This window comes from Mesorhizobium sp. WSM4313 (genome assembly GCF_002294725.1).
Classification (GTDB): Bacteria; Pseudomonadota; Alphaproteobacteria; order Rhizobiales; family Rhizobiaceae; genus Mesorhizobium.
Window position 1 is genome coordinate 645959 of the sequence record NZ_NSFT01000002.1, and the last position, 11311, is coordinate 657269.

Genomic DNA, 11311 nt, shown 5'->3' on the forward strand with positions numbered 1-11311 from the left:
TTTCTACCTGTCGCCGGCTATCAAATCGCCCGCATGCTTCATCTCCCCACCCCCACGGCGAACTTGCGCCGCAAGCCTTCTGAGCCGAACCGCGATCGGCATCGACATATGCCCGATGGCGGCCGGATCCCTGAGCGCCGCGCCGATCGCCTTGAGCGGGGCGCGTGCCTTGATGTGCTGAACCAGGGACAGGAACGACGCCGCCTTGCGCAGGCTGCGGCCACGCTTGGCGAAAGCCGCCTTTGCGTCGCTGTCCATGGGATATGCCGCCGCGAACCTGGCATCGGCGCACGTCATCGCCTCGACGTGATGCAGTTCGAGCACGCGCGAGATCGAGCCGGTGCGGATGTGGTAGGCATAACCGACGGTCGGCTCGACCACGCAACGGCCGCCGCTGGCCAGCGCGCTTGCGAGCAGAATGTAGTCCTCACCAATGCGCAGCTTCTCGTCGTAGCGCAGCTTGTTGTCGTCGAGGAACCGGCGCTGGAAGATCGGCTTGAGATAGCCGAAATTGAAGCGCGATTCGAAGACCAGATTACCGGCGATGTAGTCGGCCAACGAGATTTCGCGCAAGCCTTCGAGATAGCCGGCCGGGAACATGGTGTCGTCGGGCGTGCCGTCCTCGCGCACGATCTGCACATTGTCGACCGCAATCTGGGCGCCCGCCGCTTCGGCGCGGGAGATCATCGTGGCTAGGCGGCCGGGAAGGACCGCATCGTCGGAATCGAGCACCGCCACCCAGCGGCCGCGCGCCAGGTCGAGGCCGGCATTGCGGGCGCCGCCCGGACCGCGATTGGCGGGCAGCGCCACCACCTTGACGACATCTTGCGGATAAGCACGCGCCACATCCAGCGTGCCGTCGCTCGACTGGTCGTCGACGACGATGACCTCGACGGTCACGCCGAGTTGCGCGATCGCGCCGGCGATGGCGCGGTCGAGAGTCGCCTCGGCGTTATAGGCGGCGATGACGAAGCTGACGTCAGGCTGCACGCTTGTTCCCTTGTTCTGGCGACGTGAGGCCGTATTGGCGGATTTCACGGACGCCGATCAAACCGCTGACGACACCAACGTGCATAATGCCGCGCAGCACGCTGCGGTTCCGCTGCACCGGGCTGATGGCGGTCAAAATAGCCATGCCGAAGCAGTAGGCAGCCTTGGCCGAAGCGAGCCCGACCTGACCGGCGCGACGCAACCCGCCGGCGCCGTGTCCTATCAGGTGGCCATGCGTCTGGCCGAAGCGGAAGCGGCGGCGGCGCAGCCAGTCGAACGCGGCCCTGGCACGCGGCACGACCTCGTCGACGAAGGCTTGTGGAGCAAAGGCGATGCGGCCGCCGGCCTTGACCATGGCATCGAAGAACTCGGTGTCCTCGCCGCCGGTCTGGCCGCGCGCTAGGCTGAAACGCCGGCCGCAAAGGCTCGCGTCGGCCATTTTGAGCAACACGTTGCAGGTATAGCCGGTGCGGATCTCGCCGCGCACCCAGACCGGCAAGGTGGAATGGAAGTCGCCCTTCTGCATCCAGTCCGGTGCATCGGGGCGGTAATGCGCCCGCACCGGACCGAGCACCGCCGCAGCGCCCGTGGCATCGGCCGCCGCCATCAATTCGACCAGCCAGCCGGGCGACGCCGTCTCGTCGTCATCGATGAAGGCAACGAAGTCCGACACGCTGGCGTCGAGACAGGCGTTGCGGGCAATCGAGATGTTGCGAGCCGGCGCGTGACGATAGCGGATCGGCAGCTTCAATTCCTCGGCCAATGCTCTCACCAGCTTCTGCGCGCCGGGCTCATAGTCATTGTCGGCAACGACGATGCCAATCTCGGCTCCCGCCGGCTTCTCCAGCGCGGCGACGGAGCGCAGCGTGTCGGCCAGCTCCGGCCGACGGAAAGTGCAGATGCAGATGTCGATCGAGCGCCCGGTCATCACGCCACCTTGCGCTGCAATCGAGACGCCAGAAGCTGCTGCCAGAAACCGGCCGACCAGCCGAAATGCATGACCATCGCCGAAACCCCAGCCAGCGCTATGCTGGCGTTGCGTTGGCGTGTCGCGGTGACCGCGCCGTAGCCGAGGCACACCGCCGCCCACAGCAGGAACGGCACCGCCGCCAGCCAGTGGACGAAGGAGAACAGGGCGAGCAGCACCACGGGCGCAACCAGCAGCGGGACCATCTGCCGGACCTTCGGCACCATGCGGTGCTTCAGCACGTTCCTGGCGCGACCGCGGCCATAGCCGAGATACTGGAAATAGAGGCTCTTCAGCGTCGAGCGCGGATAGTAGACCATCTGTGTCCTGCCGCTCATCCAGATGCGGTAGCCCGCCTGGCGGAGCCGGTAGTCGAGCTCGGCGTCCTCATTGTGGCTGAAGCTCTCGTCGTAACCGCCGACATGCCTGAAGGCGGCGATGCGCATCAGCGCGTGGTGGCCGTGGTCGACCCATTCGCCTTCGGACATGTGCCGGTGCTTCGAGCCGCCGGTGCCGAGCTTGGAATTCTGCGCCGCCGCGACCGCCTTCTGCACGGCCCCGGTGCCGGCGGTCAGCATCGAAACGACGACCGAATCAGCGCCGGTGGCGAGGGCTTCCTCCACCAGCCGGTCGCAGTAGTCGTCCGGATAGCCGCCATGCGCGTCGATGCGGATGAGGTAGTCGACGCCTTCGCCAAGGGCCGCCACCGCGAGATTGATGGCGGCGCTCTGGAGGCGCTTCGGATTGGCGAGCAGGATAACCCGGGGATCCTTCGCCACGATTTTTTCGACGATGGCTTGCGTGCCGTCGGTGCTGCCGCCGTCGGCGACGACGATGCGGCCGCCGAGCCGGGCCGCCGCGGGCCGCAATTGGTCGAGCAGGCCGCCGATATGGGCGGCCTCGTTGAGGCAGGGAATGACGATCAGGATCGATGAGGCGGACTGCGCCATCGGTTTTTGTTCGCCCTGTTGCGCCATCACGCGGCCGCCTGTGTCGCAAAAGCCGAAGGCACGGCGGCGAGGCCGCGCAGCTTGTCGACGAAGGCCGCGCAGTCGCTGCGGTCGTAGCTCCAGGTCTTCGGATTGCGCGCCGACACGCGCGACCTCAGGCCGCGATATTCATCTTGGTCCATCCGGCTCAGCATCGCCTCGAGGCTTTCGGGCGTCGCTTCGGGCAGAAGCACGCCGATATCCCGCTGCTTCAGGAACCTGCCGGTTTCGGTGTCCGCCATGGAGATCGGCACGGCGCCGAAGCGGCAACCCTCGTAGAGGCGGTTGGGAAGCAGCCATTCGGAATTCTGGCCCGCCTCGAAAAAATCGATCGCCCACGAGAAATGCACCTCACCGTAGATGGCTGCCATGTCCTCCGGATTGCGGTAGGGGCCGCGGAAGGAAAGCCACGGCTCGGCCTCGACGAAACCGTGAAAGTCCGGAAATTCGGACAGCGCCGGACGGCCCCTGAGCACGACTTCGAAACGGCCCGCCTGCCGGCGGGTGAAATCGGCCAGCAGCTCCAGCGAGCGGCGGCAGCGCAGCGCGCCGAACCAGCCGATGCGCCAGGGCGGCGGCGACGGGCTGTCGTCCTCGACAGAATGCGCGGCGACGACGGATGCTGCCTCGAAATATTTGTTTTCTATCAGCTCGACAGGTGCGCCGATCTGCCCGAAAGGCTCGAAGTAATTGGCGATGAAAGCCGGCGAGCTCGTCACCAGAAGCTTCACGTCGCGCGCGAGATGGCGTTCGGCGCCACGCAGCGTCCTGCCGACGAAGTCGTCGCGCAGCACCAGGCGATGGATATCGAGGCATTCATAGACGATCGGCACGCTCGCCCCGAGCGCGCCGTTGGCGCGGCGGGCCAGCGCCAGCATTTCGAGGTTGCGCGCGATGATGAGATCAGGCTTGGGCACGGCGCCCAGCTTCGCGCCGATCGATATGGCTGCCTTGGCGACAGCGCCGACGCGCTGCGCGAATCGGCCGTCGCGCGTCGCGCCAAGGTCGACAGGCTCGATGCCTTCGATCTCGGCGACCGGGCTGGTGGTGCGGCGGAAGCCCGCCAGGGTGACCCTGGCGCCGCCTGCCTTGAGCATCTGTATTCTCCGGCGCACCGCCGGGTCGGATACGTCATGCACAAGGTACAAGACATGCAGCATGTAACTCGACCGCTGTTGGGCCCACCCATCGGGGATGCTAGTACAGCTTTTGCTGCATCGCAACAATTTTGGTGCGGCGTAGCAAGCGCCCGCACATTTTTTGTTGCACTGCAAAAATCATAAGCTACTCTCAGCCTGCTTGGCGTCGATCCGGATTTCGCGTTGGCTATCAGCGTGGAGCAGCACGCCAGATCGCGACGCGGATCGCGTGGCAGCACTCCGGCAAACATGCCGTTTAACCGCTGTGGCCTGGCCACGGACGCGAAACGAGGTTCCCCATGAAAGTCGTGATCGAAAACACAGTGTGTCTGAACACTGGCGATGCCGCGATCCTTTTGGCTATCCGCCATATTCTCAGATCGATCGTCGGCGGCGATGTGCAGTTCCTGGTTTTCGACAGTCAGCCCGACGTCGCGGCCAGGCTTTACCCGAAGAAAGATTACCCGGATCTCGAATTCCACAAGCTGCTGTCGGAATCCCTGTTCAGGGATCAGCATGGCGGCGGGATAAAGGGCCGGCTCAAGTCGATCTACAATCGGGGAGTCTTGCGCGCCTTGCGCCGCTTTGCCCAAAACGGCGCCAGCAGCGTGTTCTTCAGCAGAAGCGACCGCCACGGCCTTGAGGCCTATGCGAGCGCCGACCTGGTGGTCACGACAGGCGGAACCTATCTCGTCGAGAACTACGACCTTGAAAAGCGGCTCAATCAATTCCGCATCGATGCGATCTTGGGCAAGGACCCGATCTTCTTCACGCAATCGCTCGGCCCGTTCAAGAAAAGTTACAATCGCCAGGAGCTAGGCCCGATCTTCGATCGGGCTCCGCTCATCCTGCTGCGTGATGAGCGATCCAGAAATCACATCCTGGATCTGGTGAAAGACCCCGGCAAATGCCATGTGGTCGCCGATGCCGTCTTTGCCCTGGCTGATACCGACAGGATCAAGAAACATCTCGGCAGCGCACCGGCGCCGACGGGCCGAGTCGCTATTTCCGTCCGCCACTGGAGCTTCGTCAGCGACGGTGAAGATGGCATGCGCCGCTATCTCGATTCGATCCGGGAGATCGCCACAATTCTTGTCAGGGACCACGCCAAGCAGGTGACCTTCATCTCAACCTGCCAGGGTGTGCCGGAATATGCCCATGACGACGCCAGGACTGCGCGGGCGATCGTGGCCGAACTCGACCCGGAAATCGCCGAACACGTCAATGTCGACGCCGCATTTCACACGCCCGATCAACTGATGGCGCTGGTGAAGGATTGCGACTTCGTCGTCGCCACGCGCATGCATATGATGATCATGTCGCTTTGCGTCGGCACTCCGGTGCTGCCGATCGCCTATGAATTCAAAACCAAGGAAGTCGCCAAGCGCATCGGCGTCGACGACCTTCTGCTCGACATCGATACCGTGACGCCGTCGGAAGCAGCCGAAAAACTCGGCAGATTCATCGCCAGTCTTGACCACTATCGCCGGGCAAGCCTCGAGGCCGTGCTGGAAGAGCATGCGTCGGCAATGTCGGCAACCAGGCCGTTGTCCTCCTTGATAGGCAACCGCTCACCCAATGTTGCTGGCGACGTTGGCAAGAGTGGCGAACAACGCCTTGCGCGACTGCGGAACAGCAAGCATGAGGGCCAAGGCGAACCCGTAGTTTAGGACGACCGCCACCAGGATCGTGAGCAGGTCCGACTGATTGGTCAGCAACGCCGGCAGCGACAGATACGAGAGCCAGGCGAGCAGGGACGAGACGATGAAGAGCCCCTGTATGCCCAGAAAATCGCCGGCAGTCACCGGGCCGACACGATGGATCAGGGCGGCAAGCACCGGGATGCGCAGCACGTAACCGCTGATGGCATAGGCAGCCGCGACGCCGATGGCGCCCCAATGCAGGCCGACGATGAAAGAGGCGACGGTCGTCAAAGACGAATAGATGCCCCAATGGAACATCGTCTTCGTCTTGCCCTGGCAGATGAATATCCACCCCGTGGTGCTCGATACGGACTGCATCAGGCCGGCGATGCCCAGCCAGGCGAAAATCGGAGCCACGGCCATCCAACGCTCGCCGAAGAGAAGCCTGACCACCTGCTCAGAAGTCAGTGTCAAGGTCGCAATGCCGGGCATGGTAATAACGGCCAGCAGCCAGTTTGTCCGGACATAGATGTCTCGAAATCGCTGCTTGTCCTCATGGATGCGGCTGAGCAGCGGCACCATGATACGCGTCAGCGGCTGGTTGATGTTCTGCAGCGGAAAGAGCAGAAGCTTGTAGGCGCGATCATAGTAGCCCAGCTCGACCGCGCCGGAATATTTTCCGATCAGAATGTTGTCGAGGTTGCGAGACAGAAAATTGACAAGGTTGAAGCCCGTGAGGTTCGCCCCGAACCTGAATATGTCCGCGTCGACCTTCAGATTCGGCCAAGACGGCGTCCAGCGCGTCACCAGCCAGCCCGCAACCAGCGCTACGACAGCCGACACAGCCGGACCCAAAACCAGAGACCAATAGCCAAGCCCTAAATACGCCGCGGTTGCGGTAGCGAGCAGTCCTACGGCCGCCGTGATTGCGTCGTTGAGCGCAAGCTGGCCGAATTGCAGATGGCGGTTCATCAGGGCAAGCGGCACTGCGGCAAGACTGCCAAAAAGCAGCGGCACGGCGGAAGCAAGTGTTATCCCCCACATTCGCTGATCGCCGTAGAAAGCGGCAATGGCTGGAGCCAGGCAAGCCACGACCGCCCCGGCGCACAGGCCGACAACCGCGCTCAGCCAGAAGACTTGGTTGAGTTGCCGTTGATCGATCTCCTTGCGCTGGATGACCGCCTGCTGGAGGCCCAGATCCTGAAGCAGGCCGACGAAGGCCACGATCGGTCCCACGGAAGCCACCAGGCCGAAATCCTCGGGGACGAGCAGCCGGGCAAGGATGACGACCGAAAGGAACTGGATCGCTATCTTGAAGCCTTGCGCGCCGGCCGTGACCAGCCCGCCGCGCAAGGCAACGCGACCAAATTGCGGGGGCGGATTGGCATTCATGTGACGGATCCGGTCTCCCCTAGCCGCGCAACGATCTGCGCAAAGCGTTCATTCAAGGTATCGGCATTGAAATCGGCCTCGACCTTCCTTCGAGCGGCAAGCGCCATCGGCTCGCACAGGCCCGGGTTCTCGGCGATCCAGGTGAGTTTGCCGGCAAGCGCGGCGACGTCCCTTTCGGGCACGAGGAAGCCAGTCTTGCGATCCTCGATCAGCTCCGGAATTCCCGAATGGTAGGTGCTGACAGCGATCAAGCCGCCAGCCATCGCCTCCATGAGTGCAACCGGTATTCCTTCCAGATCGCCGTCTCGCCCGGCGACGCTTGGCAGAAGGAAGACATGGGCATCGCGCAGGCGCTGCTTCACCTCGCCGTGCGGACGCGGTCCGAGGAAGGTCACCCTGTCGGCAATACCGAGGTCGACGGCGGTAAGCTTCAATTCCTCCAACAATTCCCCGCCGCCGATCACCGAATAGGTCCAATCGCGGTGCGGCAGGCAAGCGAGGGCGCGAAGCGCATATTCGGTTCCCTTTTTCTCGGTCAGCCGGCAGACCGAGATGAAAGACAGCGTACGTCCCTGCCAGGAGCGCCAGCGATATTCGATCTCGCTTGGGCGAATGCCCATGTGGTGAACCGCGACTTGTGCCGGCGCGGCACCGGCATCGATCAGGGCCTGACGGAAGAATGCATTCACAGGGAGCTGGAGAGCCCCTTGTTCGAAAACGGGCCTGTACTGGTCCAGGGTGCCGTCATGCAACGGCCTGCCGACATCGGTGCCATGGAATATGGTTACCAAAGGCGCGGAAATCCTGCGCCGCTTCATGACGCGGGCGACGCGCAGGCCGTTATGGCCAAAATGCGCCACGATCACATCGACGTTTCGCAGCTTTTGTGCGTTGGCCAGGTCGATGAAGGTCGAAAGCTTGTCCCAAAATCTGCCGGACCATTTCCGGAGCAGTGAGCGGTAGCGATTCAGGCCACCCCACCAGGAAACGACAGGGCCGGGCAATGTCTGCCAACGTGCATCGTCCACATTGCTATCCTTTCCAAAAGCCATCTCGTTGCAGACGACGCTGACTTTCATTCCCCTTTCAAGGCATCCGGCAATCTGATCGAGCACGAATGTCTCGGACAGGGTGGGAAATTTGTCGACTACGAAGCAAATCCTCATCGGCAGGATGTTCTCGCCCAGATCAGGCTGGAAACATCGCCGGCAGGGCCTGACGCATGCGGCATGAACTTTGACTCCTGTCGGCCCAACCTATTGCAGGTTTTGCCGCATCGCAACATTTTTGGTGCAGTGCAGCAAACGATTCCCTCTCCTTGCTTGCAAGCTACGCAGCGTGGCGGACGCCCTGCCGAGCCGCTCTTTCGAGCAGTTCGAGAAACACCACCAATTGCCGCGCGGGATCGAGCTCCGGGCGCTTGGAGAAGGCCAGAGCCGAGGCCGAAAGCCGTTCGTATTCCTGGCGATCATTCCAAAGGCGCGTCACCGCCGACGCCCAGTCGGTAAGCGGGGCGTCGTAGTCGAGCACCACGCCGCCGGGACCGATGGCTTCGGGCAGGCCGCCGCGCCTCGAGCCCACGACAGGGATGCCGCTGCAATGCGCCTCGGACGCGACGCGGCCCCAGGCTTCCTCCCATTTGCTCGGAGCAAGCAGGATCCTGGTGCGGCCATAGACCGTCTTCATGTCGTCGGTGCGGTTTTCCAGCGTGACGTTCGAGAGCGGCGCGATGGTCTTTTCGATGCGGGCACGATGCTCGTCCTCCAGTTTCCAGCTCTCCACGAACAGGAAGGGAATCTCCGGGCAGGCGGCCGCAATCCTCACCGCCAGATCGAACCCCTTCTCCTCATAGGGATTGATCATGGTGACGAATTCGCCGGTCGTATGCGTGCAGTAGAGCGCGTCGTTGATGGTCGGCGGAAGCACGATGGACTCGATGCCGAACTTTTCCTTGTAGGTGCGCGCCGTGAATTCCGAATTGGCGATGTACAAAGCCGAATTGAGTTCGCGCGGATCGCCGGCGAGCTCGTGAAATTCGACATTGTGCAGATAAACGACCAGCGGCACGCCTTCGGCAAGAAGCGCCTTTCCGAGCAGGACGGATTTGTGGCACTGCACGACCGCGACGTCCGGTGTGGTCTTCTCGACGGCGAAGCCGGCCGCCTCCCAGGGGAACCAGGCGCGCATCACCGGGTAGCCGGGGAAATTGTCGACAACCGCGGGCTGCCGCAGCAGCTTCATCTTGGCACGCGCCTTGAGGCCGAACATGCCGTCGCCGAACAGCGAGGCGAGGACCGACGCCTGATGGCCGTGCTCGATCAGCTGTTCGACCAGGTGATGCGTGTTGGATTGCACGCCGCCGGTGAACTCGGGAATGTACCCGTTGCCGCTTGCAAAAAGCACTTTCATCGTTCTGCTCCTAATTCGGCCCGGGCGAGTATCCGCAAGCCACGGCTCATCAGCTTGCGCCGCGCGCCAAGGGAAGCTTCGACGTCATCGCCCGACACAGCCGGCCGAGCGAAGCGGAAAGCGACAGCGCCGAATACTCCCGCAACAATTTTGAAGCCGGGATCACCTTTCCCGCCTTCAGGTCCCGCGCCAGATAATGCGGGAAGGAATGCATGTATTCCCTGACGATGTCGGCCTTCAGCGGTCCCGACCTCCATGCCTTCACCGCCGAGACGAATTCGTCGGCCAGGGCAGATGCCAAACCTGTATCGTAGGCTTCGAACGTACGCCGCACGATGGCGCGTTCCTTGTCACTGAGCGACGTCTTTCCGGCTCGTTCGGCAAGCAGGGCGTAGCGGCGGATGTCCTCGGCCGCGTGATGCCACAGACCCTTCCTGGCCATGATGCTCGACCGCTGCAGCAGCGCCTGCATCTCGAGATCGGCCGTCCTCGGCAGGGCCTGCTCCGAGCGATCCAGATACTCATGCAGATCGACCGACTTGTAGACCTCTTCCATGATCGCCCGGTCGTACGCGCCCCAGGCCTTGATCCGGTCGGTGTAGGAAATGACCACCTTGGTGCTGCCGCGGACCATGTCGTGCTGGCGCTGGAAGAACATCAAGCCATCAACCCTGATGCCCTTGAACCGGCGTGCAAGCCTCAACATCATCTCGTAGTCCTGCGACCGGACCAGGGTCTCGTTGAAGCCACCCACCTCGTCGTAGCATTTGCGGCGCACCAGGAGGCCCGGCTGGTGGACGTGGCAATATTCGAGATGCGACGGGAAGAAATTGTCCTGGCTGACATGTCCGAAGGCGACGATCTCGTAATCCTGCTCCTCGATCTGGGCCGAACGCTGGAAACGCGCATATTCGCCGAATGCGAAATCGGCGGCCGGCTCGCGCTCGAAGGCGGCGAGAAACCGCTCAAGCGCCGTCGGGTGCGCGACGTCGTCGTCATCGAATATCCAGACGAAATCTCCTGTGCAGCGCTTCAGGGCAAAATTCAGCGCCGTCGATTTCCCGCCATTCTCCTTGCGGTGGTATTCCACCGGCGCCGGGAAAGAGGCCGCCACCGCGCCGGTATCATCCGTCGAGCCGTCGTCGACGATCAGGATCTGATCCGGCATCACGGTCTGCCGCAGCAGGCTGCCGATGGATTCGGGCAGGAATTTTTGCCGGTTGAAGGTAGGGACGATGACGGTGACCGTCGGTTTGCGCTGCGCAGCCATTGATGACCTCATACTGTTGCCGATGCCCCGTTCGCCGGCATGAGTCCACAGCCATGGCGACGGCCATTGTCCTTGAGGCAATCAGCCCTCATGCCGCCATCCTGCCGATCGAGAAATATTCGATGCCGTAGCGCGCGATCACCTTGGGATCGTAGAGATTGCGGCCGTCGAAGATGACCGGCGTCGTCAGCGCATCCTTGAGCGCGTCGAAGGACGGCGCGCGGAAGCTCTTCCATTCGGTGCAGATCAAAAGCGCGTCGGCGCCGCGCAGCGCCGCTTCCTTGGTGCCGCACAAAAGCAGATCCTCGCGCAGACCGTAGATCGCCTGGCACTCCTGCATCGCCTCGGGATCGTAGGCCTGCACCTTGGCGCCGGCCGCCCACAACGCTTCCATCAGCGTGCGCGCCGGCGCCTCGCGCATGTCGTCGGTGTTGGGCTTGAAGGCGAGCCCCCAGACGGCAAAGGTCTTGCCCCTGAGCGCGCCCTTGAAATAGTGGTTGACCTTGTCGAAC

Annotated in this window: 10 protein-coding genes; 1 reads left to right on the forward strand and 9 read right to left on the reverse strand. The window is 62.8% G+C overall.

Features of this window, described 5'->3' with window-relative positions; genetic code table 11:
* Nucleotides 1-3: 3 nt before the first annotated feature.
* From CK219_RS07795 to CK219_RS07810, 4 genes are read right to left on the reverse strand one after another with little or no spacing between them, the layout of a single operon-like run.
* Nucleotides 4-990, reverse strand: coding sequence for a glycosyltransferase family 2 protein (locus tag CK219_RS07795; RefSeq protein WP_095766146.1), 987 nt, complete (start codon nucleotides 988-990; stop codon nucleotides 4-6).
* A complete protein-coding gene (locus CK219_RS07800) occupies nucleotides 980-1918 on the reverse strand; it encodes a glycosyltransferase family 2 protein (RefSeq protein WP_095766147.1) in 939 nt (312 codons plus the stop codon). The genes CK219_RS07795 and CK219_RS07800 overlap by 11 nt, the downstream gene beginning before the upstream one ends.
* Nucleotides 1918-2907: a glycosyltransferase family 2 protein gene (locus tag CK219_RS07805; protein ID WP_095766220.1), complete on the reverse strand. Its 990-nt coding sequence runs from the start codon at nucleotides 2905-2907 to the stop codon at nucleotides 1918-1920. Before CK219_RS07805 ends, CK219_RS07800 begins: the two co-directional genes overlap by 1 nt.
* Before the next feature lie 26 nt (nucleotides 2908-2933).
* Nucleotides 2934-4106, reverse strand: coding sequence for a glycosyl transferase family 1 (locus tag CK219_RS07810; protein ID WP_095766148.1), 1173 nt, complete (start codon nucleotides 4104-4106; stop codon nucleotides 2934-2936).
* Between the two features lie 278 nt (nucleotides 4107-4384).
* Here CK219_RS07810 and CK219_RS07815 point away from each other — a divergent pair, with 278 nt between their 5' ends.
* Entirely contained in the window at nucleotides 4385-5755 is a 1371-nt protein-coding gene (locus tag CK219_RS07815; RefSeq protein WP_095766149.1) for a polysaccharide pyruvyl transferase family protein, read from the forward strand.
* On the opposite strand, the gene CK219_RS07820 is transcribed toward CK219_RS07815, so the two are convergent.
* From CK219_RS07820 to CK219_RS07840, 5 genes are all read right to left on the reverse strand, one after another.
* Entirely contained in the window at nucleotides 5657-7120 is a 1464-nt protein-coding gene (locus tag CK219_RS07820; protein ID WP_095766150.1) for a lipopolysaccharide biosynthesis protein, read from the reverse strand. The two genes, CK219_RS07815 and CK219_RS07820, sit on opposite strands and share 99 nt — an antisense overlap.
* Nucleotides 7117-8286 (reverse strand): glycosyltransferase, encoded by a 1170-nt coding sequence (locus tag CK219_RS07825; protein ID WP_095766151.1) that lies wholly within the window; start codon nucleotides 8284-8286, stop codon nucleotides 7117-7119. The genes CK219_RS07820 and CK219_RS07825 overlap by 4 nt, the downstream gene beginning before the upstream one ends.
* 163 nt (nucleotides 8287-8449) lie before the next feature.
* Nucleotides 8450-9529, reverse strand: coding sequence for a glycosyltransferase (locus CK219_RS07830; RefSeq protein ID WP_095766152.1), 1080 nt, complete (start codon nucleotides 9527-9529; stop codon nucleotides 8450-8452).
* Nucleotides 9530-9578: 49 nt separating this feature from the next.
* A complete protein-coding gene (locus CK219_RS07835) occupies nucleotides 9579-10799 on the reverse strand; it encodes a glycosyltransferase family 2 protein (RefSeq protein WP_176476955.1) in 1221 nt (406 codons plus the stop codon).
* An 88-nt stretch (nucleotides 10800-10887) separates the two neighbouring features.
* The coding region (locus tag CK219_RS07840; protein WP_141245309.1) for a UDP binding domain-containing protein at nucleotides 10888-11311 on the reverse strand (424 nt) is incomplete at its 5' end.